A 26028-nucleotide genomic window follows, 5' to 3' on the forward strand; every position below is an offset into this window, starting at 1 on the left:
TTGTCATTATTAATCCTTGCCATCTGTAGCAAATGGATTTTACATATTAAAATTCATAAAAGTAATTAACTTACCCCCTATAAGTTTGGTGCTATGGATGGCGAGGACAAATTTAGGAGGAAAAAATGAAAAATAGTTTTAAAATTCTTTTGGCATTTGCCATAGTTGGAATGTTTGCTTTTACAGGTTGTGAAAAGAGTGGAGACAAAGACAGCACCACTGCCGGTAATGTAACCACTGAAGAAAGTGCTGGTCACGACCACGACCATGATCACGACCACGACCATGATGATGAGGAAGAAGCTTCTCTTTCTGACTGGGAGGGCGAATGGAATAGTATAGCTACTTATGCTGATGACGAAAAAGTTCAAGGAGCATACAAGGAAGTGGCTGAAAGAGATAAGATTACTGAAGAGGAAGCAAAGCAAAACTTTGCAGAACATGTGAAAGTAGAATTTGGTGCAGTTAAGATTGAAGATGGAAAGATTACTTTCTATGACGCTCCAAATGGAAATGAAATTGACAGTTCAAATTTTGAATATGTTGACAAACATCCAATGGAACATGGTGGAAAGACTTACTACTGGTACGAATTCAAATCAGATGGAAAGTTTGAACATGTTTTATTAATGCCTGTTCATGGTGAAGAGACTATGCCTCACTTCCACTTAAGAACAGGAAGTGACGTTGAAAGTATGTTAGGAATGGATGACTGGTATCCTACTTTCGTTAGCCCAACAGTAACTCTTGACCAAGTTTATGAGGAGATAGCTGAATAAAAATTTTAGTTAAGGAGGTAGTATGAAAAAGAAAATAATTTCATTGTTTTTAATTTTACTGAGCCTTCTTACCTTTACGGGCTGTAAGACAAGTGGAAAGGATAAAGAAAAACCAATAGTCTACACTTCTTTTTATCCGGTTTACAGCCTTGCAAAAGAGGTTTTTGGAGATACGGTGGATCTTAGGATATTTATGCCACTAAGTCAAGATCCACATCTCTGGGAACCATCTCCGAAAAAGATGAAAGAGCTTGCACAGGCGGACCTTTTAATTATTAATGGTGCAAACCTTGAAAAGTGGGCGGACAAAATTCCACAGCTCTTACCGGATCTTGAAATCTTAGACCTTGCGGGAGGAGTCAATCTTATTTCATATAAGGGAGCCGCTGCCATAGGAGACTTTCAATATTTGGCAAAAGCTGATTTAACTAAGCAAGAATATAAAATAGAATTTGGTCACACACATGAAAAGAGCCTTAGGATGGCTTTTGTACCTTACGATGAAAATTTTTCGGAAAAGGAAATGATTAAAATAGGACGAGAGATTATGGAGTCAGAGGGTGAAGTGGTAGCTCAAGAGGATGTTATCAAGGTGGAAAAAAATAAGGTCTATGCCCTTGAGATGGGCCATGAGTCGGGAGAGATTTTCTTTAAACTTCCCAAGGCGGGCAAGTGGTTAATCTACACCGACAGAGTTTCATCGGACATGTTGTCCTATGAGTTTTATGACTCGAAGGAACAAAAATTAAAGCTTGAAACCCTAAGAGATAAATCTACAACCTCTGAGGACAAGATAACTTACGATCCTCACACTTGGATGAGCATAAGAAATGCAAAGCGATTTGTAAATGATATGGAATATGTGGCAAGTAGAAAATTTCCAAAGTATCAAAAGGTATATAGAAAAAATGCGTCCAAGTTAGTGCAAGAATTAACTACCTTAGATTATAAATATAGAGAACTTTTCGACAATGTGGATAGAAAAGAGTTTATTGTAAGCCACTATGCATTTGCATATTTGGCAAAAGACTTCTCCCTAGTCCAATATCCTCTACAAAGTTTAACCAGTATGGAAGCGCCAAGCATAAAAAAGATAGTAAGGGTAATAAACGAATCGAAAAACAAAGGCATTAAGACTATATTTTATGAATATGGAATGGCAACAAATGGTGCTGACATAATAGCAGAGGAGATAGGCGCAGATCTTAGAGGCCTAATATCCATGGAATATTTAAATAGGGATATGGAGAAAGTTGGAGACAGGTATATAGATTTTATTGAGTACAACTTGAAGTCCATATATGAGTCTTTGAGGTGAGAAGATGAAAGCAATAGAAGTTAAAAATTTGGATTTTAGCTATGGAGAAAATAAAGTTTTAAAAGACATTAACTTTACTGCAAATGTGGGAGATGTAATTGTAATCACAGGAGAAAATGGCTGTGGCAAGTCCACCCTTATAAAGGTGATGACTGGAGAGAACACTCCCGACAGAGGAGAAGTTAATATTTTAGAAGAACCCATAGATAATAAAAATATAAAAAAAATAGGATATGTACCCCAAAGTCAAGGAGATAACTTTATAGCATTTCCCCTGACATCAAAGGAACTTGTAGTATTACAGGCCTATGATGAGTTTGGATTTATAAAGATACCAAGCAGAAAGCTTTATAAAAAGGCGGAGGAATTATTAAAGACACTTGGACTTGAGGAATATATAAACACTCCCGTATCAGAACTATCGGGAGGGCTTAGACAGAGAGTGATGATTGCAAGAGCTCTTATGAACGAGCCATCTATTTTGATTTTCGACGAGCCAACAGCTGGTGTTGACGAAGATTCAAAAAAATATTTGGCGGAAATTCTAAAGAAGCTCAACGACAAACATGGTAGCACAATTATCCTTGTAACCCACGAATTAAGTTGGATTAAGGACAATATAAACACTCCTCATATATACAAAATAAGTCAAGGAGGGATATCATGTTAGCCTTTAAATTTATGCAGCGTACATTAATTGTTTCAATGATGATATCTATAATGATACCTTTAATTGGAATTGTACTTGTAAATAGAAAGACTTCAATGATTGGAGATGCACTGTCCCACGTTTCCTTGGCGGGAGTTGCCGCTGGACTGATACTAAGCATCAATCCACTTATCGGAGGAGTAATAGCATGTATAATAGGTGCCTTTGGAATTGAAGGCATTAGAAAAAAGTTTCCCCACTATGGAGACATGGCAACAGGAATGATAACGGCTGTTGGACTTGGTATTGCGGCGGTGCTTTCCGACTTTGCGCCGGGAGGTAATAGCTTCGAAGCCTATTTATTTGGAAGTATCGTGTCCATATCAAAGCTGGACCTAATACTTATTTCGATAACATTCTTATTGGTGGTGACTATGTCCATAATGTTTTACGGTGGTTTATTAAACATCTGTATCAGTCCAAACCTTGCAAGACTTGCAGGAGTGAATACGAAATTCATAAATGGACTATTTACTTTTCTAGCCTCCATCACCGTAGCATTGTCATCAAAAGTAATAGGAGCTTTGATGGTTACTTCATTAATAGTGCTTCCAGTAGCAAACGCATTAATGGTTAGTAAAAGTTATAAAGAAACCTATATTTACACCATACTATTCGGAATACTTCATACAATGTCGGGAGTTTTATTCTCCTACTACTTTGACGTAAAACCCGGAGGAGCCATAGTGGTGTTTGCAGGACTAGGACTTTCTATAACATTTATTATTACAAAATTAAGAGAAAGAGCATTAAAGAAAAATAAAGTAATATTAAGAGAACAACCGGAGAATTAATATAACCCTCATCCCAATGGATGGGGGTTGTTGCTATAGTTAAAATATTATGGTATTCTAGACTATGAAGTGTTTACTTGGCACCCACTTAAAAAATCAAGATGTGATGGATATCTGTCTCGTCTTTTGGCGAGACTTTTTTTATTTTAGATATCCGTGGTGTCATAAAACATAAATATTTTTTAAGGAGATGTTTTATGAACAAAAAATTTAATCAAAAATTCTTAGTTAGACAGGGAATCGTTGCGGCGCTTTACGCAGTGCTAACACTGGCATTCCCAAACCTTGCCTATGGACCATTACAGTTTAGGGCATCAGAAGCAATGACTCTACTTGCATTCTTTAACCCAGAGTACATTTGGGGACTTACTCTTGGATGCTTTATTGCAAATATTTTCAGTCCATATATACTGGATATAATTGTAGGAACATTTGCATCCTTCATAGCAGTTTACTTTATGAGTAAGTGCAAGAATATTTTTGTGGCGTCTATTATACCGGCCATAGCAAATATTTTAATCGGAGTACAAATCTACTTTGTAACAAAGGGAGAGGCGGCGTTCTTTTTAACAACAGGACAAATAATGCTTTCTGAGATAATTATTGTTACAATAATAGGAGTACCACTATTTAAACTACTTACAAAAAACAAAGAGTTCGTAAATATTCTAGACCTAGATAAGAGGGGACTCGTTTAAAGGAGAACAAAATGAAATGTATAGGAACCATCGGTAGATATTTCAATGGACCACTTTATAAATCTTCATATATAAAAGAAAATTCACTAAACTTGGCAAAAAAGTCAGACATAGTACTTTTTTCACTGCCAATTACAAAAAATGAAGCTATAATAGATGAATTACTTTTAAAACTTGACGGCATTTTCATTAGTGGAGATGAAGAAGTAAATCCATTTTTATTTGGACAAGACCCTATAGACAATAGAGGAAAGTTTGATCTTTTACAAGATGATGTGGAACTTCTCTACATTGAAAGGGCAATTAAAAATAATATACCACTTCTTGTTACAGGAAGGGGAGCGCTTTTATTAAATATCTACTTTGGTGGAAACCTATACCGAGATTTAGAAAAAGAATTTGGCGTAGAAGTGTATCACAAAGGTGAAGAGGAAGGTACATTTCACTTTGTGGAATTAGAAAAATCATTTTTAAAAGATGTCTTTAAAGAAGAAAAAATCGTAGTGCCATCAAACCACAGACAGGGAATTAAAGTCCTGGGAAGTGGCATGAAAGTTACAGGAAGATCTTTAGATGGACTGGCTGAAGTTATAGAACCTGAAGGGGACGAAAAATTTCTGGGACTACAATTTAACTTGGAAGATATGGAAATGGAAAGTGGCGTTAAGATATTAAAAAGCTTTTTTGAAGGAGGCCATTATGAGTAAGATAATCGGAATACCTCTTTGGACACATTCAGATGTAGTCAGGCGACAAGAAACAAATAATAGTTTTGTGGAAAAACTAATATCCCTAAATGCCATTCCATTAATGTATCCTCAACAGCCTGACGACAGGTCGGTGGATGAATTTATAAATCGAATAGATGGTCTTATCCTTACTGGAGGGGCAGATGTGTCTACAGTATTATACAAGGAAGAGATGTCTAATGAACTACAAGAGACCCAGTACCACAGAGACCTTGTTGAAATGAAAATACTAAAAAAGGCAGTAGAAAAACAAATCCCAATTTTTGGAGTGTGTCGAGGACTACAGCTAATAAATGTATTCTTTGGAGGAACCCTTTATCAAGACATCTACTCACAGTTTGATAATCCGTTCCTACATTCAGATAAAAATAACAAGGGATATGAATACCATCATATGATTGAAACTAAAGAAGGAAGTATATTAAGAAAAGTTCTTGGAGAAAGGGACTATGTAAACTCTATTCACCACCAGGCCATTAAAGACTTGGGACAGGGACTAAAAGTTACTGCCAAAGCATCGGACAAGATGATTGAAGGCATTGAACATGAAAGCCTTCCAATATTTGCAACACAGTTTCATCCCGAACTTGATAAGTACAATGAAAAGTATATAGATATATTTAAAGCCTTTTTAGAAATGATAAAGTAGCCGCGAATTGACGGCTACTTTTTTATTGACTCATTATGTCTTTTTGCATACTCTTTTAAAATTTCATAAAATTTCTCGCCTATGCTTGAAAGTGTTACGTCCTCATGGACGATTGTTCCAATAATAATCTCTTCATCTGCAGACACAGGGATTGAAATAATATCCTGATCGTGCAGGTACTCTGGGAATATACCAGAAGAGAAGGTGTAGGCGTTTAGGCCCATCATAAAGTTTACCACGGCGGCTCTGTCTGAAACGTTTATGGATCTTTCCACTGGAAGGTTGCTAAATACCTCTTCGCTATAGTAAAAGGCGTTATACATTCCCTGGTTAAATGAAATCTTTGGATACTCTCTTAGGTCTTCCAGGTCGATTAATTCTTCCTTTGCCAGTGGATGTTCTTTATAAAGAAACACATGGGGTTTTGCCCTAACAAGTTCTTCAAAGATTAAGTTGTTTTCTGTTAGAATTTTTCTTATAACTGCCTCGTTGTACTTTGAAAGGTATAGTATTCCAATTTCAGAGTAAAGTGTCTTTACATTTTCGATAACTTCATATGTAGTTGTTTCGCTAAGTGTAAAGTTGTAGTCATCTTCTTCATATTCCTTTACCAACTCCACAAAGGCATGGGACACGAAGGGATAATGTTGTGACGATGCACAAAATGATTTAATCTGTTTTGTCTTCTTAATATATTTTTCTTCCAAAAGGTCTGCCTGGGTTATAACCTGTCTTGCATAGCCTAAAAACTCCATCCCTTTGTGGGACAGAGTCACTCCTCTATTTGTCCTTATAAATATTGGGAAACCCAGTTCTTCTTCTAGCTCTTTGATTGAGTTTGAAAGACTCGGCTGTGATACATATAAATATTTTGCAGCTTCATTGATAGAACCTTTTTCTGCTACAATAATAATATAGCGTAATTGTTGTAATGTCATTTTCTTCTCCTTTGTAAATATCATACCACAATTTAGGGGTATAATATAAGAAGGGGGATGATCATGGTAGATAATAAAATTTTAAGATTCTTCAAAGTTATATTACTGGTACTGATTGCTTCATACATTATTTATCAAGTGTATGGGCTATATAGCAAATCATTTAAAAGTGTGTTTATTCATGTGCTTTTAATTGTTATCTTACTTTATGTTTTTTACAAGATAATTGTAGGACTATACAGGTATATTAAAGATAATAAAATAAAAAAATAAGACGGTCGCCCGTCTTATTCAAAGGAAGTTGTTATGAAAAAAGTCATCTCTCAATTATTATAGTAGTACAACTTGCTTAAAAATTTCTTAAAAGGAGAAAAGAATGGAAAAAGAGAAAAACAAAAAGAAGACGAATAGGCTTCCCATAGCCATTGGTCTTGGAGTGGTGTTTGCACTAATTTATTTTTATGTGGTGCTTCCACCGATAAACCTATACTCTGCAGAGTTTTATGTGTCACTTACAATTGTTGTGGCAGTGACATCACTACTGGTGGTGCTGTTACATACTAGAACATTTAGAAACTTTTTGCAGACTGGGAAGGTCTTTATTGGAATATTGGTTCTGGCATGGGGAGTTTTTATTTGCATGAACATAATATCCCTTCCAATCTTTCACGCAAAGGCCTATTCAAACCTACTTGGTATTAAGGAAGGCGTGTTTAAAGAAGATGTAACTCAAGTGGACTTTAATAGAATTCCCGTGGTTGACAGGGACACTGCAGCAAAACTTGGTTCAAGAAAGATGGGAGAGATGGGCGAACTTGTATCACAGTACAATATAGACTCCTCCTATAGTCAAGTTACCGTTGATGGGAAACCGGTTAGAAATACTCCGTTAGTGTATTCTGATTTAATAAAGTGGTTTCAAAATAAGAAAAGTGGAATACCATACTTCATCTCAGTTGATATGACAGAGCAAGATGTTACAATGGTTAAACCAGAAAAGCCGATTAAATATTCTTTCTCAGATAAGTTTGGAAGAGATATTCAGAGGTTAATCAGATTTAAATATCCAACTGCGATTATTGACGAAATAAACTTTGAAGTGGACGACAACAACAAACCGTATTGGGTTGCATCAACAGTTAAGCCAACCATTGGACTTGCTGGAGGATTTGACTCAAACTCAGTTATAGTAGTTGACGCTTCAACAGGAGAGACTAACAGATATGATGTGGGAAATGTGCCAGAGTGGGTTGACAGAGTATACTCTGCAAACCTAGTTATGAAACAACTGAAATGGAATGGTGCATTAAAGAGAGGTTTTATAAATCAATATATTGGACAAAAGGGAGTTAACCAACCAACAGACGGATACAACTACCTTTCAATAGATAACGACATCTATATGTACACAGGAATCACTTCCGTTTTACAAGACGAATCAAACATAGGCTTTGCACTTATTAACCTAAGAACAAAGGAAGCAAAGTTCTATCCTGTGTCATCAGCAGACGAAAAGTCTGCAATGGAATCGGCGGAAGGTGCAGTACAGGAAAAGGGATATAAGGCCACATTCCCAATCCTTATAAACCTATACAATAGACCAACCTACTTCCTTTCATTAAAGGACAACGCAGGACTGATTAAGACCTTTGCATTTATAGATGCACAGAACTACCAAACCGTTGCAACTGGAGCAACTGTAGAACAGGCCCTTAACGCATACGACAGCACTTCAATTTCAAAGGAGACACCTACAGAAGAGCTTGATGAAAAGACCGTTACAATTTCAGAAATAATTCCAGTGACAATTGATGGAAATACAAATTACTTTATTAGAAGTAAAGGAGATGACGTGGTCTATGTTGCACCGATTTCAGCAAGCAACAAATTGCCGTTTATGAAAGAGGGCGATGTGATTAAGATAAAGGGAGAAGACTTGGGCAAACAGTTTAATATAGCAAATATTGAAGAATAATTTATGAAAAGAAGGCAGAGATGTCTTCTTTTTTAAGTACAAAAAAATTTTTATGGTAAAAGGAAGTTAAAGGATAGTTTATTTGCTTAAACGATGTTTATTATTTTAAACAACAAATGATATACTGAAGTTGAAACTTTAAACTTAACTAGGAGAACAAATTGAAAAATACTTTAATCATAGAGGACAATAAAGAAATTGAAATGCAGATAAAAAAATTTCTTTTAAAAAATCAATATGAAGTTGATCTTGCGAATTCATATTTTGATGCCCTTAATAAAATTGATATTAAGTATGATGCTTGTTTGTTGGATATTAATTTGCCAGACAGAGACGGACATCATTTAATAGATGAACTTAAAAACAAAGATATTCGAATCATAATTACTACAGTTAAAAGCGATGAGAACTTTATTATAGATTCTCTCGATAAGGGTGCGGATGACTATTTAATTAAACCATTTTCACTTGCCATATTGAGGGCAAGAATTGATGCGGTTTTAAGGACAATACCTCTAAGTCAAGACAAAATAATTACTTACAAGGATATAAAAATAGATTTAAATCAGTCAAAAGTTTATTTTAAATCTAAACTTATAGAATTAACTCCACTTGAATACGAAATGTTATTATTATTTATCAAAAATCCTCACAGGGTTTTTACAAGGGGACAACTACTTGAAATGTTTTGGGAAGATAGGGATAGGTTTGTAAATGACAATACTCTCACATCAACTATTAAGAGAATCAGAGAAAAGCTTGATAGGGAAGTTATCACTACTGTTAGAGGAATTGGTTATAGGATGGATTAAGATGATATATATATTTTGGATAATAAGTCTGGGACTACTCTATTATTTTTTGGAAAAAAGAAAGAAAAATAGAATAAATGAACTTATAGATCTGATAGAAAATATGAAAAATCAGGACTACAAAATTCCTATGAAGCAAGATGATTTTTCAATTTTAGAGGATAAAATTTACAAGCTTTTTATAGAAATAGTAGAAGCCAAAGAGACAAGTACTAAAAATAGTGAAAAGCAAATAGAATACCTAGAAGATATCGCCCATCAAATTAAAACTCCCATCACATCTATGCTTTTTTCCATAGAGAGTTTGGAGATGGATTTTCCAGATAATGATGATATAGAGATTTTAAAAAGGCAAACAATCAGATTAAACTCTCTTTCCGATATACTACTTAAGCTTTCAAATTTAGATGCAAATAAGAATATGATGAAAAAAGAGTCTGTGAACTTGAATGAAGTTTTGATGTATGCACTTGACACTCTAAACGTAAAAAGCGGTATAGATGTAGTAGTAGATAACAGTTTAAAAGAAAAATATATTGAGGGAGATTTTTATTGGCTCTGTGAAGCTATAATAAATATTTTAAAAAATGCTTTAAATAGACCTGTTTGTGACAAGATTATTATTAATTCATATAAAAATCCTCTCTACACTTCGATTACAATTGAAGATAATGGAGGAGGAATAGAAAAAGAAAATATGAAAAAGATATTTAAAAGATTTTACAAAACTCCTGACTCAAATGGATTTGGTATTGGACTTGCCATGGCTAAGACCATTGTTGAAAAGAATAATGGAGAAATAGTTGTTAAGAACGTAGATGACGGGGCAGTTTTTGAAACAAAATTCTATAATGTCACTTAATAATCACATTTGTTTTATATGATGACCTTAGACAGGGAGGTTATTATGGAGATACTAAAAGTAGAAAATTTAAGAAAAGAATACGGCGAGGGAAATAATAAAGTTATTGCTCTTGATGGAATTAATCTTGAGATTGAAAGAGGAGAATTTGTCGCCATTGTCGGACCAAGTGGTTCTGGCAAGTCAACGCTTTTACATATCATTGGAGGGGTGGATAACCCAAATGATGGGAAAGTTTATATTGATGGTAATGATATTTCAAATTATACTTCAAAGGAATTGGCGTATTTTAGAAGGAGAAAGGTTGGACTAATCTATCAGTTTTATAATTTGATTCCAAATTTAACAGTCAGACATAATATAGAACTTCCTCTTAAATTGGATAAAAATAAAATTGAGACAGAATTATTTGATGACATTGTAAAAAAATTAGGTATTGAGGATAAATTAGACTCTTTTCCAAGTGAACTATCTGGAGGACAACAACAGAGGGTCGCCATTGCAAGGAGTTTGATTTATAGACCTTCAATTATTCTTGCAGATGAACCAACAGGTAATTTGGACAGGAAAAATTCTAAGGAAATAATTGAAATTTTCAAATACTTTAACAGAACTTTAAAACAAACCATCATACTTATAACTCATGATGAAGAAATAGCTCTACAAACAAAACGCATTATTACAATAGTCGATGGAAAAATTGTAGGAGATGAAAGAAATGAATAAGAAGAATTTTCCTATTTTTATTTCCTTATTTATTGTAAGTTTGTTCTTCACTGTAATTTTTTATTATGGATACAGAAGTTTGAGAGCTAACTATGGTTATTACATGGCTTCAAGCTTTTATCATGGGGAGATTAAAGAAGAACTTTCAAATGAAGATGTTGAAAAACTAAAGCCCATTGAAGATATAGATTTGGTCGGAAAAATGTCTCTTAATCCTGACAACGGAAAACTTGCTGACGATTTAGTCGTTATAAACTATCAAGACGAAGCAATCAATAAGATGAGAGAGTATTCAAGACTTATTAAAGGCAGATTTGCTGAAAAGGAAGACGAAATTGTACTATCTGAAAGCCTCGTAAAGAAAAATAAACTTAAAATAGGCGATCGTGTAGAACTTGATTTGGGCAAAAGGTTTCTAAATGGCGAAGAAATAGGCCCCACAAGTGCAAATACTGACAGGGAAAAATTTGAGATTAAAGGTTCTAAAAGTTTTACTTTAGTCGGTGTTTACGGAGATGTCTACAACAAGTACAGCAAACTAAGTTTTGCTCTAGGTCTACAAGATAAAATGCCTACATTTAGAACATTTATAAAGTTTAATTCTTTCGAAAAAGCTTACAGAGATAGAGATGAAATTCAAGAAGAAATCAATCAGACTTTGGGCAAAAAAGCTACTTTAGAATTTTCTAAAAGTCTTATAAACTATTATGGAGTAGAAAACGAACCCTTACAAAATATAATGAGCCAGGCTGTTCTTGTTCTATCAGTTCTTGGATGTATAGTAATCTTTGTATTTTTTATAAAAAACATCTTTTGGGTTTGGGGACTAAGGAAGATTCGAGAGCTTTCTATTTACAAGTCTATAGGATCTACCAATGGACAAATTTATCTCTTACTTCTAAAGGAAGGACTTGTTACAACTGCAATTCCAATACTTTTAGGACATATTGCAGGATTTTTATTTATATATTGTTTGTATAAAAACATAACAATAGGTGAAGGAGTAAGTGCCTTTGAAGTTATAAAATTTAATCCCTTATTAAGTTTGGTAATACTTTTCGTTTCCTTTTTGATTGTAGCATTAGCTATTAAATCCCCTGCGAAAAAGATTTCTAAAATAAATATTATAGACGGCATAAGAGGAAATATAGATTTTTCAAAATCAAAGAAGAAGAGAGCCAAAGATTTTTGGAAGGAATTAAAACTCAACAACTTGGCATCAATAAAATCACAACGATATATTTCTGCAATAGGGATAATTATAATTTCGGTTTTTATAATCATCATAGGCATCTCAACATACTACAGAGATTTTTCGCATTACGATGCTGGCTATAATTTTTCCGTGGACTATTATAGCGAAAATAACCAAGTCCCAAAAATATTAAAAGAAATTGTAGATAAAATTCCTAACGAGAAGTCTTATATTTCAAAAGATAAATATGTTCGAGTGAAAAACACTAACGAATTCTCAAAGGAAGCAAAGGCGGCAGGTTTAGACGAGGAAGCGAAAAAGAATATAGAAAAATATAAGAAAGAGGGTATGGATGGATTTATCATCGCCTTGGAAGAAAAAGACTTAAAAGAACTTGGAGGAAAGAAGGGTGAATTTGTCCTATACAATACAATTCAAGAAGATTCTTCTATTCCAATAGCTAAGGCAAAGAGAATTCCATATTTTGAAAATCCGCAGAGTTTAGATATTGTCTATGCAAATGATTATAATAAGACAATTGAAATTTCAAATACTATAACAGATTTGGAAAAATACAAGTCGAGAACAATGCCTTTTGATGTAAAAATTTATACAGATTTTGACACTTATTTTAAACTTATGGAAGAAGCAGGTGATGAGAAATATACAAACTATGCCTATACTTTAAACATGAAGGTAAAAGATTCTGATACCAAAGATGTAAAAGAATATGTAGAGGCCATGATTAGAAGTAAAATCTCACCAGAAGATCGCTTTAATATCACAACAGGTGAAGAAATCGAAAAAAATAGATATAATGACTTGAAAAGTCTAATAAAAATTGTAATAGGAATTGCATCAATCATCTTTGTACTAAATATCACCAACGGTTACTCGTCCATTAATTTAAGTCTCATGAGCAGAAAAAAAGAAATCGGCAGCCTTTACTCTTGTGGTATGGACGTGGATGAGTTAAAGAGTATTTATCAAAAGGAATTTATTGAAGAACAGGTAAAATCCTTTATAATTTCTATTATGGTGAGCTTAGGAGTTATGTTTATAATATCGATAATCGCTTCTGATTTAAGAATGAGTACTTTAATAAAATATTATGACTACAAAAGCTTCCTAGGATTCTCACTAGTGGTCTATAGTATTAATCTAATCATCTATCATTTTTCTTTAAAGAGAATTTTAGACAGACCGACTATTGATTTGATTAGGACAATTTAGAATAAGTGAAATAGCCCGTACAAAGGGCTATTTTTAGTATAAGAGATAATGGTATACTATTAGTAGCTATAGAAAAGGAGACTAAGTAAGTGAAAAATATTTTAATAATAGAAGATGATAAACATCTTAATAAGGGATTATCTATAGCATTAGAAAAAAACTATGGAGTGATTTCTACATTTTCTATAAGCGAGTCAAAAAAACATATTAATGATTCAGATTTAATTTTACTTGATATGAACTTGCCAGATGGAGATGGACTTGAAATAATAAAATATACGAGGGAAATTTCTACAATACCTATAATAGTTCTTTCTGCCATAGATTTAGAATCGTATATAATTTCTGCTATAAATTTAGGTGCAGATGACTATTTAACTAAACCTTTTTCTTTAGGAATCTTAGAAGCAAAGATAAATAGGGCATTTGAGAAAATTAACTCTGATGATTTAACTATTTATAAAAAAGATGGTATAGATTTCAATTTTAGTGAGAATAAGTTTTCAGTTGATGGTGTTAATTTTGATTTGACGAGAACAGAAATTAAAATTTTATATGTTTTGATAAAAAACAAAGGGCAGGTTTTAACAAAAGAAACACTATTTGATTTAGTTTGGGGAATAGATGATGAATTTATTGATCAGAATACTCTTAGCGTCAATATTTCTAGAATAAGAAATAAATTAAAACCCTATGACCCAATAGAAACAGTCTTTGGAGTTGGATATAAATGGAATTTTTAATAGGTCTTTTAGCTCTTATAATTGGAATTCTTTTATATAAATATATGGTCTTGAGAAATGAAATACGTGAACTTTCAGCTTATATTGATAAGGCTTTGGATGGGAATTTGGAAATTACAGAATTTGATGAGAAGGAATTATCTAAAATAAAATCAAAGCTCATTAAGTTTTTGTATGCCAGCCAAGTAAAAGAAGCAAAAATAAATACAGAGAAAGGTAAAACAAAAGGCTTAATAGCGGATATATCACATCAAACCAAGACACCCATTACCAACCTTTCTTTATACATCAGTCTTTTAGAAGATAGTCCTAAAGATGAGTACATTGAAATTATAAAGTATGAGCTTAATAAACTAGAATTTTTAATTCAAAACCTAGTAAAATCTTCTAGGCTCGAATCCGATATTATTTCCTTACAAAAACATCAAGCAAATTTAAAAGACATAGTAGAAGATGTTTTGAGAGAATTTAAAGTAATATTGGATGAAAAATGTATAAGCATAAATTTAAAAGACGAAGACTTGATTTTCAATTTGGACGAAAGATGGCTTAAAGAAGCTATCCACAATCTAGTAGATAATGCTATAAAATACTCACCCAATGGTTCTACAATTAATATTTCGGTTTATAAATCTTACCTAAACTATAATCTAGACATAGAAAATAAGTGCAAAGACCTATCAGAAGAAATTTTGCCAAAGATATTTGAAAGATTTTATAGAGGAAAAAATTCAGTTTCAAAGGACGGTTTGGGTTTAGGTCTTTTTATAGCCAGAGAAATTATAGAAAAACATGGTGGAAATATAAGAGCGTCTTTGGACGAAAATAGAATAAAGTTTTCAGTAGACTTCCCTTTGTGAGAAGTCTTTTTTCTTACAAAACTGTAAGAAGTCTCGTAAGTACTTTGTAAGATGCGAATGTTATATTAAATGTAAAGAGGTGATAGATATGTTAAAAGTAGAAAATTTAAAAAGATATTATAAAACAAATGACGTGGAAGTAAGAGCTCTTGATGGAGTATCTTTCGATGTGGAAAAAGGAGAATTTATTTCTATAATAGGAGCATCTGGCTCTGGAAAATCAACCCTTTTACATTTACTAGGAGGACTTGATTATCCTACAAGCGGAAAAGTTTTAATTGATGATACCGACATTTATGCATTGAAAGATGATGAGAGAACTATTTTTAGAAGAAGAAATATTGGTTTTGTCTTTCAAGCATATAATCTCTTGCCAATGTTAAATGTGTATGAGAATATAATTATTCCCTTTGGTCTAGATGGAGACAAAGTAGATAAAAAATATGTTGATTCCGTAATAGACATTCTAGAAATAAGTGATCAAAAATATAAAATGCCTAATGAATTATCAGGTGGACAGCAACAAAGGGTTGCTATAGCAAGAGCCTTGGTTACTAAACCCTCTTTAATTCTAGCTGACGAACCTACAGGAAATTTGGATTCAAAATCTTCTTCCCAAGTTGTTTATTTACTAAAAAAGATTAATAAAGAGCTTGGAAATACTATTCTTATGATTACTCACGATGATGCCGTCGCTCAAGCTGCAGAAAAAACTCTAAGAATAGAAGATGGAAGGCTGGTGGGAAATAATGAAAGTCAAAAATAAAGCTTATATAGCACGTCTGTCAAAAAATATTTTAAATGCGAATAAAAGCAGGAGAAATATTCTCTTATTAGCAATTGCTTTGACTTCTATACTATTTACAAGTCTGTTTTCTGTAGCCTTAGGTTTAGGAAAAAGCATGGAAACCCAAACGATGAAAACTATTGGCACAATCAGCCATGGCTCTTTTAAAGAACTTTCTGACAAAGACATAAGTATTTTATCAAAGGATAAAGACATAAAAGAATTTTCAATAAGGGAGAAAGTTGGGATTCTTGATGATGAAAAAGTTATGGCAGAACTATCTTATATGGATAAGAAAGGATTTGAATGGTCTCTAATAGAAAAAGTTAAGGGGGAGTTTCCAGAAAAAGAAAAACAAGTATTTATAGACATAGCTACTGCTAAAAAATTAGGTTATAAGGGTGAAATCGGAGAAGAGATAGAAGTTCCTTTTAAAATAGAAAAACCTTACACGGGAGAGATTATCGAAAAGAAAAGTGATAAATTTATTATATCTGGAACTTTTCAAAATCCAATTGACTCCAATGTTGGTGTAGGACAAATCTATTTATCAAAAGCTTATGTAGATAAATTATCACTTCCAGAAAATAATAAAGATTTGGAAGTAATGCTAAAGAATTCCTTTATGATAAGGGATAAACTTATAAAAATTGCAGAGAGAAATGGTTATAAAGTGGTAGATGACCCTGGAAATCTATCCGACAAAGAAATAAGAATTGGTGTTAACTTTGCATATCTTTTATCTGGTGATTCTAGTTTTGATTTTAAAACATTTCTACCCTTCTTAGCTTTTTTGATTTTGGTAATAGTCTCCGGATATTTGATAATAAATAATATTTTTAAGATATCCGTAAATGAAGATATTAAACTTCTAGGACTTTTAAAAACAATTGGAATGACAAAGCCACAAATCAAAAAACTTGTTCATCTAGAGTCTTTAGCAGTCGTACTTCCAGCAATAATAGTTGGAGACATAGTAGGGATTTCTATTGGAAAAGTTATTTTAAATAAAATATTTGCAAATAATGAGATGTTAACGGATGTAAAATTATCACTCATGGTAATAATCTTAATTATAGTATTTTCGACAGCCTTTACTTTGCTTACTGTATTTCTATCGGTGATGAGACCTGCAAGGTATGCGGCAAAAGTTTCTCCAATAGATGCCAGTAGATACAATGAAACCACGATTAAAAAGAAATATAAGAGTGAGAATATTTCTCTGGGCAAGCTTGCTAGAAGACAAATCTTTTCCAATAAATTTAGATTTATATCCATAGTTCTCTCCATTAGCCTTTCTGCTGTTATTTTGAATAGTGTCTTAACTTATACAGGCAATATTGATTTAGAAAAAGGAATATCTGATGTAATTGCAACAGATTATAATATAGCAAGCCCAAAATATTTTAGGTATATGTACTCAGGAAGTGAGGACGGTATCAAGGATAATTTCATTGATGAAATAGAAAATCAAAAGGGATTTAAAGCTGGGGGAGCATTATACTATTATGGTTATGAATACGATTATACAGATATAAAAATAGAAGACAAAAAAGTTGCACCAATTCTATTCGGTATGGATGAGTTTCTAATAAATAAACAAAAATTTATAGATGGAGAATTTGATAAAGAAAAATGGCAAACAGGAAATTATGTTATCATAGGAGAATATGGAGATAAAAAATCTGCATTTAACGCTGGCGATAAAATAAAGATTAATGTCAAAAATAAAGTCAAAGAAGTCCAAGTGATGGGGAAAGTTGAATATAATTTTTCAAATGGTCTTAGATATTTTCCTGTAATTAAGGAAGATATAAATGACGAATCTAGTCCTACTTTAAGTTTGGAATATATTTATATGAATCCGAATGAGTATAAAGAGCTCACAGGAGATAAGAGTATAATGTCCTATGGATTTGATGTGGAGGATAGTGAAAAAGAAAATTTTGATAAGTTATTAAAATCTTTTGAAAATGAACCAGGATTTTCCTACGATTCAAGGGATCTTCAGATCAAATCTACAATGGAATTCAAAAACCTAATAGAATTTGCTGGCTACAGCTTGTCTATAGTATTGTTCTTAATATCGGTGCTTAATTTTATTAACGTTATTGCTACTGAGATATTAAGAAACATGGTTAACTTATCAATTCTTGAAGCAATTGGAATGACAAAGAAAAATATTAAAAAATATTTGGTGAAAAAGAATTTGATCTATTCTTTATGTGGCTTAGTATTTTCTTTAATCATTATGCTTCTTGTAGACAAATATATCTTGATGGATTTTATGGCAGCAACTAATTGGACTTCCTATAAATTTGTAATCATGCCTCTTATCCTTGTAAATTTTGTAAATATAATTATTGGGATATTATTTACTGGCAAGTTCTATGAAAAGCATAGCCAAAATAGTCTTGTAGATAGAATAAGAAGTTTAGAATAATATATGAAATTCAACTTTAAAAGGCGATGAAGAAATCTCATCGCCTTATTTCTATTCTATTTCATTTAGTAATTGAAAAACTTTCTTTTTTAAAACTGGATGCACCAAGAAGGGTTCAATTTCATTTAGTGGCTCTAACACAAATTTTCTCTCTTCTATATATGGATGTGGCACTTTTAGTCTGTCGCTATAGATTATTTCGTCGTCAATGAAAAGTATATCTATATCGATTGTTCTTGGTCCCCACTTTTCGTGACGCTCTCTACCTAGTTCCAGTTCTATTTTTTGAGTAATATCTAAAAAGTCTAGAGGCTCTTCAAAGGACTCTACTACTACAACCTTGTTTAAAAAGTCATCTTGGTCCGTCTTTCCCCATGCCTTTGTTACATAGTCGCTGGACTGTCGTATTATTTCAAAATGTTTTGACAGTTCTTCTACGGCTCTACTCATATATTCTTCTTTGTTGCCAATGTTTGATCCAAGGGACAGGTAGTACCTTCTCTTTGTTCTTGAGATTTCAACTGAAACTGTATCCAGTGGGAGATGTACCGGTGCCCAAGGTTTTTTTAATTCCAGGTCAACTCTTTCAACCATTTTATATTTATGGAAGATAAATTCCACAAGTTTTAGACATGCCTCTTCAATAAGGTCATAGGACTCTCTTCTAAACTCTTCTGTTAGTTCCTCTGCCAAGACTCCATAGTGAATTGAAGCTTCTAGGTCGTTTTCTCTAGCGGCTTTTGTCATGTTATAGTATATATTTAAATCTAGCACAAATTTTTGTCCAAGATTTTTTTCTTCTTCAAACACACCATGCTTACCAAAAATTGTTAAATCTTTTATTCTGAGTGTATCCATAACTCTCCTTTAATAGGTGATTTTGTGATTTTTCTTTTCTTCAGACCAATAGCAAATATCATAAGCGGGGCATCTAAAGCAGATTCGTGAAAGCTTGTCCGCCTTGTAAAAAATTTCATTAAAAGGGGTGCTTGTTTGTTTTTCTCTATGCTTTCTGATGCAGTCTAGAATCATTTCTCTTTCTTCTTCGCTAAATGAAGTTAGTGGAAGTAATTTTTCTGCAATCTCGGCGGAGGCCTTGTCGTGGTCCGTTCCATCGCGGTACTGCATAACCCTTCCAATGTCGTGAAGAAGGGCAGTTGTATAAATTAAATCCTTTGATATATCCAGGCCCTCTTCCAAAACCATAATATAACAGATCCTTGCCACATCTAAAAAGTGGGCAAGGTCATGTTTACAAAATGGTCTTTCTCTTTCAAACTCCTCCAAGTCGTTTAAAAGTTTTACATACTCCTCATTAAACATTATGATATTTGTATTTTCCATATTACATCTCAATCAATCTGTAAGCTTCGTTTCTAAGGTCTAAATTAGTTTCCATTTCTCCAAGGGCTACTGAAGTTACTGTGTAGGAACCAGGCTTTTTAACACCACGCATTGTCATACACATATGTTCAGCTTCAACAACAACTAGAACTCCCTTTGCTCCTAGGTAGTCCATCATTGCCTCTGCCACTTGAAGATTTAATCTCTCTTGAAGTTGTGGTCTCTTTGCATAGGTTTCAACTGTTCTTGCAAGTTTTGAAAGGCCGGCAACTCTTCCATTTGGTACATAGGCGATGTGAGCCTTGCCATGCACTGGTAAAAAGTGATGTTCGCACATTGAGAAGAACTCAATGTCCTTAACCACTACTATATTGTCATCCACATATTCGAAGGTCTTTGAAAGATGCTCCTTGGCGTCTTTACCTAAACCTGAAAATATTTCTTCATACATTCTTGCCACCCTTTGAGGGGTTTCAAGAAGTCCTTCTCTATTTGGGTCTTCTCCTACAGCTTCAATTATCATCGATACTGCTTGTTCAATTTTCTTTTTATCCATTCTACATACCTCTTTCTAGTTTCTACAAATAAAATTAACCAGTACCAATAGGTACCGGTCTTCCGCAAGTATGATAATAATATTAGCGGAAGCGATAAGACACCGCAATTTAAAATTTTCGTTAAAGGGCAACTCCCTATCCCTTTACACTTAACGCGTCTTACCTACTCTATTCTGTATTCAATTATACCATACAAAGGGGGTATGGTATTCTATTTATTATAATACCCGTAAAATATTTTTTTTAACAGGAGTTATAAATCTAATAAAATAAATGTTATTGATTTATTAAGAGGGGTATATATTTTATGAAATAATTTACATAAAAAATTCAAGGAGGATGTTATGGAAAGTGTAAAGACTTCAAAGAAAGGCTTCACAGTTAAATTAATCGTTGTAATTGCTTTTTTAGCAGTACTGTATCTGTTCAGAAACACAACTTGGGTTCAATTGACATCCGTAGGTGCTTTTGGTTCTTACTTAATCTACGATGAACTTGCATCACATGGTGCTAAGGAATTGGCTTTACGTGTCATAATATTATTTTTAGTACTTGAAGCCATTACAATTTCAATTTTTATAAGGTGATAGGGTTACAAAATAGTTTACAAAAACCTAAACGTACATTATAATGTACTTGGAGGTGCATTCTATGAGTTACATTAATATTACAAATTTCAGAAAAAATGCATTCGAATATATTAACTCTGCCGTAGAATTTGGAGATGTAATTAATATAAGTACAAAAAATGGAAATGCAGTAGTGTTAAGTGAACAAGATTATAGAGACATGTTGGAATCAATATTTTTTGCTCAAAACAGTGCAATGGCAGACATTTTAATAGAAGGTAAAAACACTCCTCTAGAGGAATGTGAAGAATTCGAGTGGTAATGTACAAGCTTGTTATGACTAAATCCGCAAAAAAGGATAGAGATAAAATTAAAAATGAGAAGAACTTGAAGAATAGAGTTCAATCTCTTTTAGAAGTTATACAAGAAGATCCATATAAGAATCCACCGCCATTTGAAATGTTAAAAGGAAATTTTAAAGGATTGATTTCAAGAAGAATCAATATACAACACAGACTTGTGTATGAGGTATTTGAAGAAGAAAAGATAATAAAAATAATTAGCATGTGGACTCATTATGAGTTTTAGAAAAGAGAGCTGGTAAAACAGTTCTTTTTTTGTTTTAGCAATCAAAAAAAATCTTTTAAATATAACTCTCCATTTTACATTTTACTAAATTTGATGTATCTTTATCATAGAGTTCCCAAGGGAGGTATAAAGATGGAAAGAATATTTAAATATAGAGATAAAGTTATTAAATCCGGTGGCAAGACTATTTTATGTGGAATTGTAAATGTAACTCCGGATTCTTTTTCTGATGGTGGCAAGTGGTTTGGTACTGAAAAGGCCATTGAACATGGTCTTGAACTTGTAAAGCAAGGTGCGACCATGCTTGATGTTGGTGGCGAGTCCACAAGGCCCGGTGCTACAAAGGTTGATGTGCAAGACGAAATTGACAGGGTCGTTCCTGTAATAAAGGGACTTAAGGAACGTACTGATGTATTAATTTCCATTGACACATGGAAGAGTGAAGTTGCAAAAGCTGCAATAGATGCAGGTGTTGATATTATAAATGATATTACTGGCATGCTTGGAGACCCTAACATGGGTAGTGTTGTTGGAGACTCAGACGTTGGAGTTGTTGCCATGTTTAATCCAGTAATCCTTAGACCAGAGCACAAGTCATCAAAGGCATTTATGAAGTTTGGTGGCGACGGCGTGTTTACAAAAGAGGAAGAAGAAAGTGCAATGAGTGATTCAATAGTTGACTCATGCAAGATGTACTTTGAAAAGACTTTGGAAGTTGCTAAGAAAAATAATATTTCTAAAGAAAGAATCATGCTTGATCCAGGAATTGGATTTGGACTTACAAAGAGAGAAAACCTTGAGCTAATTAAAAATTTTAAATTCATTCATGATTGGAATATGTTTGCATTTATCGGTGTGTCAAGAAAGAGATTTGTTGTAAATATTCTTGAAGAGGGTGGATTTAATGTGGACTCAAATACTGACGAAGGATTTATAAATAGGGACGACGGCTCAGCGGCGCTAACATCCATTGCAGCCGTTATGGGTGCAGAGGCCCTTAGGGTACATGTTATTCCAAGACATAAGATTGCAGCGGATATTGCAGATGCCGTAAGGATGGCGGAAGAAACTGAAGATATAAATTTTGACGCATATAAAAAATAAATTCCATGGGCGACCATGGTCTTTTTTTTGATGCCCCACGAGTAGAAATATGTTAAAATATATCTGGAAGGGGAGGGCGTATGAAGGTTAAAAAGAAAGATTTAGCAAATTTAGAAAAAAAATCTACAAGAAAAGAATACATAAATATGGCAATAGGAGTTATTTTAATTGCCCTTGGTATTCATCTGTTTTTGGCTCCAACTAAACTTACCCTAGGTGGTGGAGCGGGGCTTGCAATAGTACTTAATTCGGTATTTCCTATATCCACAGGGGCATGGCTTGTAATTATAAATGTTGTTCTATTTATAATTGGCTTTATTTTCCTTGGTCCTTCCTTTGGGAAGCGTACCATAGTGGCATCCCTCGGACTATCGGTGTTAGTATGGATATTGGACATAGCATTTCCGATTAAAGAACCAATTGTTGATAATCTATTCATCCAACTGGTGGCATGTGTGCTTATGTATGGACGTGGGGTTGCCATGGTGTTAAATAGCTATGGCTCCACAGGAGGATCAGACATATTTGCAAAGATTTTAAACAAGTACTTTGGACTGGACCTCGGTAAGGGATGTCTAATAGTGGACTTTTCCATAACACTACTGGCATGGTACCAATTTGGTACAGAGATTGCACTTTATTCGCTGGTGGGAGTTGTGCTTAATGGAACTGTTATCGACAACACTATAAACGGACTTAACACATCTAAATTATGTTTTATAAATACATCGAAGACGAAAGAGGTATGTGAATTTCTTACGGACAACTTAACTCGTTCTGCCAATGTGTACAAGGCAATTGGAGCTTACACTGGAGTGGAGAAAGATGTTATTCAAACAGTCGTTTCAAATAGAGATTACATTGTATTAAAAAGATATATAAGGGATATTGATCCACTGGCCTTTATTGTAGCAGCTTCGGCATCAGAGACATTGGGCTGGAGATGGAGAAGTATTGTAAGATAGACGGAAGTGAAAACTTCCGTTTTTTTATGAGTAAATTTATTCGTAGGCTTTATCTATGCTATAATGAAATAGTTGAGGTGATAAGATGATCGTTGTTGAAAATAATAGTGTAAATCCTGCTTATAACCACGCACTGGAAGAATATTTTTTCAATAATTATGATGATGACATCTTCATCATATGGAGAAATAGACCGACGGTGTTACTTGGAAGGAATCAAAATATATATAAAGAAGTAAACCTAGACTATTGTATTGCAAATGGAATTGACGTGGTGAGAAGGCCTTCAGGTGGAGGCACAATCTATTGCGACCTAGACATTATACAATATAGTTTCATAACAAAGGAGAGAGAGGGAGATTCTTTTAGATACTTTACTAAGCCGATTATAGACACTTTGGCGAAATTTGGAATACATGGCGAGTTTACAGGAAGAAACGACCTTGTTATTGACGGCAAGAAATTTTCTGGAAACGCCCAGTATCATAACAAGGGGAAAGTATTACATCATGGATCCATTCTTTATGGTGGCAACGTTGAAGTTATGAAACACTGCCTTAGACCAAATCCATTAAAATTTGTGGGGAAAAATGTTTCTTCAATTGCAAGTAGAGTTGGATTTTTAAAAGAGTTACTAAATATTTCCGTAACTGAATTTATGGATGAAATTTCAAAGACGGTTATGGAAGACTTTAACATTACAGAATTTATAAAAATTGATGAAGACATAGACCGAGAGATTAGAAAAATAGTTGACACTAAGTATGGCTGCGACGACTGGAACTATGGCAAGAACCCTAAAGCAAATATAAAATATTCTGTTAAGCACGACTTTGGCATAGTTGAGTATGCTATATGCATAGAAGAGGGTATAATAAAAGAAATGGAAATTTTTGGAGATTTCTTTGGCATGGAAGATGTAAAGGAACTTACGGACAAGCTCAAAGGAATTAAATTTTCAGAAAAACATCTAAGAGATGCATTAGAAGACGAAGAACTCTCTTGTTACATAACAGGCCTTTCAATGGAAACACTTATTAAAGACCTGTTTTATAAAGAGTTAATAGACAAAGAACTAGTTATAAATGAATAAGGATGGTGACGATGAAGATAAAAAGAAAACCAGAATGGATGAAGATTAAAATTCAAGGTGGAGAAAAGGCTGCAGAAGTTAGAAATTTAATTTCTGATTTAAATTTGAATACAGTTTGTTCAGAAGCCAACTGTCCAAATAGAATGGAGTGTTTCGAGTCAAGAACTGCTACATTTATGATACTTGGAAGTAAATGTACAAGAAATTGTAACTTCTGTGATGTTATTCATGGAACTCCAGACATGGTAGACAAGGACGAGCCGGCACACATAGGAGAGGCAGTAAGAAGACTTGGACTTAAACATGCTGTAGTAACATCAGTTACAAGGGATGACCTTCCAGATGAAGGAGCTACTCAGTTTAGAGATGTTATTAGAGAAATAAGAAAGAAAAACCCAGACACAACTGTGGAAGTATTAATTCCAGACCTACATGGCAAAGAAGAATTCATGGATATAATCTATGACGAAAAGCCAGATGTGCTTAACCACAATATTGAAACAGTTCCTTCACTTTATAAGAAAGTAAGACCAGGAGCAAATTTTGATAGATCACTAAAGGTTTTAGACTATGCAAAGAAGAAGGGCCTTGTAACAAAGACAGGTATCATGGTAGGCCTTGGAGAAACTGAAGAAGAGATGATAGAAACATTTAAGGCACTTAGGGAAATTGATGTAAATATGCTTACCATCGGTCAATACCTAAGACCATCTCTTGACCACTTGGAAGTTGAAGAGTATGTAACACCAGAACAATTTGACAAGTACAAGGAGATAGCTTTAGACATGGGCTTTAAAGAAGTTGCATCAGGTCCATTTGTAAGATCATCCTACAAGGCAAAGGCTATAAAATTAGATGAATAAAAAGAATTATTATATAGAATTCGAGAAGGTGATTAGGGGGATAGATTTAGAAAATCCCCCTTCTTTACTTTTGCACTCCTGCTGTGGGCCATGTTCCACATCGGTGCTAGAGCTAGTTAGTAACTACTTTAAAGTTACACTATTATATTACAACCCAAATATCTATCCCAGTGAAGAGTACTATAAGAGGCTGGAAGAGCAGAAAAAAGTTTTAGAAAAGGTTAATGGAAGATTTGAAATTGAATTTTTAGAAGGAAGATATGACCCTACAGAATACTTTGACGCAGTTAAGGGAGTGGAACATCTTCCCGAAGGATCACAAAGATGTTTTAACTGCTATGAGCTTAGACTTAAAGAAGCGGCGCAGTTTGCAAAAAATTTAAATATGGATTACTTTGCAACAACCCTTTCAGTAAGTCCATATAAAAATGCACAGACAATAAACGAGCTTGGAGAAAAAATTGCGCAAGAATATGAAGTAAAGCATTTACCGAATGACTTTAAGAAAAAAGATGGATACAAAAAGTCGGTGGAACTTTCAAAGAGTTGGAACATCTATAGGCAGGACTATTGTGGATGTCCATTTTCAAAAAGAGAAGCTGAAGAAAGAGAGAGGGAGTAGCCTCTCTTTTTTTAATTATTACAATTTGTCTAAGTCGAATAAATAAAGTTTTA

Annotated in this window: 29 protein-coding genes and 1 riboswitch; of the genes, 25 read left to right on the forward strand and 4 right to left on the reverse strand. The window is 33.6% G+C overall.

Features of this window, described 5'->3' with window-relative positions:
* Positions 1-125 precede the first annotated feature (125 nt).
* From L6651_RS06890 to L6651_RS06920, 7 genes are all read left to right on the forward strand, one after another.
* Positions 126-779: a ZinT/AdcA family metal-binding protein gene (locus tag L6651_RS06890; RefSeq protein WP_237037225.1), complete on the forward strand. Its 654-nt coding sequence runs from the start codon at positions 126-128 to the stop codon at positions 777-779.
* A 22-nt stretch (positions 780-801) separates the two neighbouring features.
* On the forward strand, positions 802-2097 hold the full coding sequence (locus L6651_RS06895; RefSeq protein ID WP_237037226.1) for a metal ABC transporter solute-binding protein, Zn/Mn family: 1296 nt from the start codon (positions 802-804) through the stop codon (positions 2095-2097).
* A 4-nt stretch (positions 2098-2101) separates the two neighbouring features.
* On the forward strand, positions 2102-2767 hold the full coding sequence (locus tag L6651_RS06900) for a metal ABC transporter ATP-binding protein (protein ID WP_237037227.1): 666 nt from the start codon (positions 2102-2104) through the stop codon (positions 2765-2767).
* Positions 2761-3600, forward strand: coding sequence for a metal ABC transporter permease (locus L6651_RS06905; protein ID WP_237037228.1), 840 nt, complete (start codon positions 2761-2763; stop codon positions 3598-3600). The genes L6651_RS06900 and L6651_RS06905 overlap by 7 nt, the downstream gene beginning before the upstream one ends.
* A gap of 197 nt (positions 3601-3797) precedes the next feature.
* Positions 3798-4298 (forward strand): QueT transporter family protein, encoded by a 501-nt coding sequence (locus tag L6651_RS06910; protein ID WP_237037229.1) that lies wholly within the window; start codon positions 3798-3800, stop codon positions 4296-4298.
* Between the two features lie 11 nt (positions 4299-4309).
* Positions 4310-5005: a gamma-glutamyl-gamma-aminobutyrate hydrolase family protein gene (locus L6651_RS06915; protein ID WP_237037230.1), complete on the forward strand. Its 696-nt coding sequence runs from the start codon at positions 4310-4312 to the stop codon at positions 5003-5005.
* Positions 4998-5696 carry a gamma-glutamyl-gamma-aminobutyrate hydrolase family protein gene (locus tag L6651_RS06920; RefSeq protein ID WP_237037231.1) on the forward strand — a complete coding sequence of 233 codons (699 nt, stop codon included), beginning with the start codon at positions 4998-5000 and terminating at the stop codon, positions 5694-5696. Before L6651_RS06915 ends, L6651_RS06920 begins: the two co-directional genes overlap by 8 nt.
* A gap of 14 nt (positions 5697-5710) precedes the next feature.
* Here the strand turns inward: L6651_RS06920 and L6651_RS06925 are convergent, their stop codons facing one another.
* A complete protein-coding gene (locus tag L6651_RS06925; protein ID WP_237037232.1) occupies positions 5711-6634 on the reverse strand; it encodes a LysR family transcriptional regulator in 924 nt (307 codons plus the stop codon).
* A 63-nt stretch (positions 6635-6697) separates the two neighbouring features.
* Between L6651_RS06925 and L6651_RS06930 the strand changes: the two genes are divergently transcribed.
* The 10 genes from L6651_RS06930 (at position 6698) to L6651_RS06975 (ending at position 18270) form a co-directional block, all read left to right on the forward strand.
* Complete coding sequence (locus L6651_RS06930) at positions 6698-6907, forward strand: hypothetical protein (RefSeq protein ID WP_237037233.1); 210 nt, start codon at positions 6698-6700, stop codon at positions 6905-6907.
* A gap of 103 nt (positions 6908-7010) precedes the next feature.
* Entirely contained in the window at positions 7011-8609 is a 1599-nt protein-coding gene (locus tag L6651_RS06935; RefSeq protein ID WP_237037234.1) for a hypothetical protein, read from the forward strand.
* Positions 8610-8770: 161 nt separating this feature from the next.
* Positions 8771-9421, forward strand: a complete 651-nt coding sequence (locus L6651_RS06940) for a response regulator transcription factor (protein ID WP_237037235.1) — start codon at positions 8771-8773, stop codon at positions 9419-9421.
* A gap of 1 nt (position 9422) precedes the next feature.
* Positions 9423-10283, forward strand: coding sequence for a sensor histidine kinase (locus L6651_RS06945; protein WP_237037236.1), 861 nt, complete (start codon positions 9423-9425; stop codon positions 10281-10283).
* A gap of 45 nt (positions 10284-10328) precedes the next feature.
* Entirely contained in the window at positions 10329-11009 is a 681-nt protein-coding gene (locus tag L6651_RS06950; protein ID WP_237037237.1) for an ABC transporter ATP-binding protein, read from the forward strand.
* On the forward strand, positions 11002-13437 hold the full coding sequence (locus tag L6651_RS06955) for an ABC transporter permease (RefSeq protein ID WP_237037238.1): 2436 nt from the start codon (positions 11002-11004) through the stop codon (positions 13435-13437). Before L6651_RS06950 ends, L6651_RS06955 begins: the two co-directional genes overlap by 8 nt.
* Positions 13438-13526: 89 nt before the next feature.
* Positions 13527-14180: a response regulator transcription factor gene (locus L6651_RS06960; RefSeq protein WP_237037239.1), complete on the forward strand. Its 654-nt coding sequence runs from the start codon at positions 13527-13529 to the stop codon at positions 14178-14180.
* Positions 14168-15040, forward strand: a complete 873-nt coding sequence (locus L6651_RS06965; RefSeq protein WP_237037240.1) for a sensor histidine kinase — start codon at positions 14168-14170, stop codon at positions 15038-15040. The genes L6651_RS06960 and L6651_RS06965 overlap by 13 nt, the downstream gene beginning before the upstream one ends.
* A gap of 82 nt (positions 15041-15122) precedes the next feature.
* Positions 15123-15806 carry an ABC transporter ATP-binding protein gene (locus tag L6651_RS06970; protein WP_255784969.1) on the forward strand — a complete coding sequence of 228 codons (684 nt, stop codon included), beginning with the start codon at positions 15123-15125 and terminating at the stop codon, positions 15804-15806.
* On the forward strand, positions 15790-18270 hold the full coding sequence (locus L6651_RS06975; protein WP_237037241.1) for an ABC transporter permease: 2481 nt from the start codon (positions 15790-15792) through the stop codon (positions 18268-18270). Before L6651_RS06970 ends, L6651_RS06975 begins: the two co-directional genes overlap by 17 nt.
* A 51-nt stretch (positions 18271-18321) precedes the next feature.
* On the opposite strand, the gene folK is transcribed toward L6651_RS06975, so the two are convergent.
* From folK to folE, 3 genes are read right to left on the reverse strand one after another with little or no spacing between them, the layout of a single operon-like run.
* On the reverse strand, positions 18322-19128 hold the full coding sequence (folK, locus tag L6651_RS06980; RefSeq protein ID WP_237037242.1) for a 2-amino-4-hydroxy-6-hydroxymethyldihydropteridine diphosphokinase: 807 nt from the start codon (positions 19126-19128) through the stop codon (positions 18322-18324).
* Positions 19129-19137: 9 nt separating this feature from the next.
* Complete coding sequence (locus tag L6651_RS06985) at positions 19138-19614, reverse strand: HD domain-containing protein (RefSeq protein WP_237037243.1); 477 nt, start codon at positions 19612-19614, stop codon at positions 19138-19140.
* A 1-nt stretch (position 19615) separates the two neighbouring features.
* Positions 19616-20170 (reverse strand): GTP cyclohydrolase I FolE, encoded by a 555-nt coding sequence (gene folE / locus L6651_RS06990; RefSeq protein WP_237037244.1) that lies wholly within the window; start codon positions 20168-20170, stop codon positions 19616-19618.
* Positions 20171-20251: 81 nt separating this feature from the next.
* A riboswitch (THF riboswitch) is annotated at positions 20252-20344 on the reverse strand.
* Between the two features lie 171 nt (positions 20345-20515).
* Between folE and L6651_RS06995 the strand changes: the two genes are divergently transcribed.
* The 8 genes from L6651_RS06995 to L6651_RS07030 all read left to right on the forward strand — a co-directional run bounded on the left by L6651_RS06995 (position 20516) and on the right by L6651_RS07030 (position 25975).
* Positions 20516-20758, forward strand: coding sequence for a hypothetical protein (locus L6651_RS06995; protein ID WP_237037245.1), 243 nt, complete (start codon positions 20516-20518; stop codon positions 20756-20758).
* A 64-nt stretch (positions 20759-20822) separates the two neighbouring features.
* Positions 20823-21062: a type II toxin-antitoxin system Phd/YefM family antitoxin gene (locus L6651_RS07000; protein ID WP_237037246.1), complete on the forward strand. Its 240-nt coding sequence runs from the start codon at positions 20823-20825 to the stop codon at positions 21060-21062.
* Entirely contained in the window at positions 21062-21328 is a 267-nt protein-coding gene (locus tag L6651_RS07005; RefSeq protein ID WP_055078552.1) for a Txe/YoeB family addiction module toxin, read from the forward strand. Before L6651_RS07000 ends, L6651_RS07005 begins: the two co-directional genes overlap by 1 nt.
* A 132-nt stretch (positions 21329-21460) precedes the next feature.
* Positions 21461-22432, forward strand: coding sequence for a dihydropteroate synthase (folP, locus tag L6651_RS07010; protein WP_237037247.1), 972 nt, complete (start codon positions 21461-21463; stop codon positions 22430-22432).
* Positions 22433-22512: 80 nt separating this feature from the next.
* The gene (locus L6651_RS07015) at positions 22513-23397 is read left to right on the forward strand and encodes a YitT family protein (protein ID WP_237037248.1); all 885 of its coding nucleotides are present in this window, start codon (positions 22513-22515) and stop codon (positions 23395-23397) included.
* An 85-nt stretch (positions 23398-23482) separates the two neighbouring features.
* Positions 23483-24490 (forward strand): lipoate--protein ligase, encoded by a 1008-nt coding sequence (locus tag L6651_RS07020; RefSeq protein WP_237037249.1) that lies wholly within the window; start codon positions 23483-23485, stop codon positions 24488-24490.
* Between the two features lie 11 nt (positions 24491-24501).
* Positions 24502-25353: a lipoyl synthase gene (lipA, locus tag L6651_RS07025; RefSeq protein ID WP_255784706.1), complete on the forward strand. Its 852-nt coding sequence runs from the start codon at positions 24502-24504 to the stop codon at positions 25351-25353.
* Positions 25346-25975, forward strand: a complete 630-nt coding sequence (locus tag L6651_RS07030; RefSeq protein WP_237037251.1) for an epoxyqueuosine reductase QueH — start codon at positions 25346-25348, stop codon at positions 25973-25975. Before lipA ends, L6651_RS07030 begins: the two co-directional genes overlap by 8 nt.
* Positions 25976-26028 lie beyond the last annotated feature (53 nt).

The sequence above is a fragment of the Mediannikoviicoccus vaginalis genome, from assembly GCF_928097925.1.
Taxonomy (GTDB): domain Bacteria; phylum Bacillota; class Clostridia; order Tissierellales; family Peptoniphilaceae; genus Mediannikoviicoccus; species Mediannikoviicoccus vaginalis.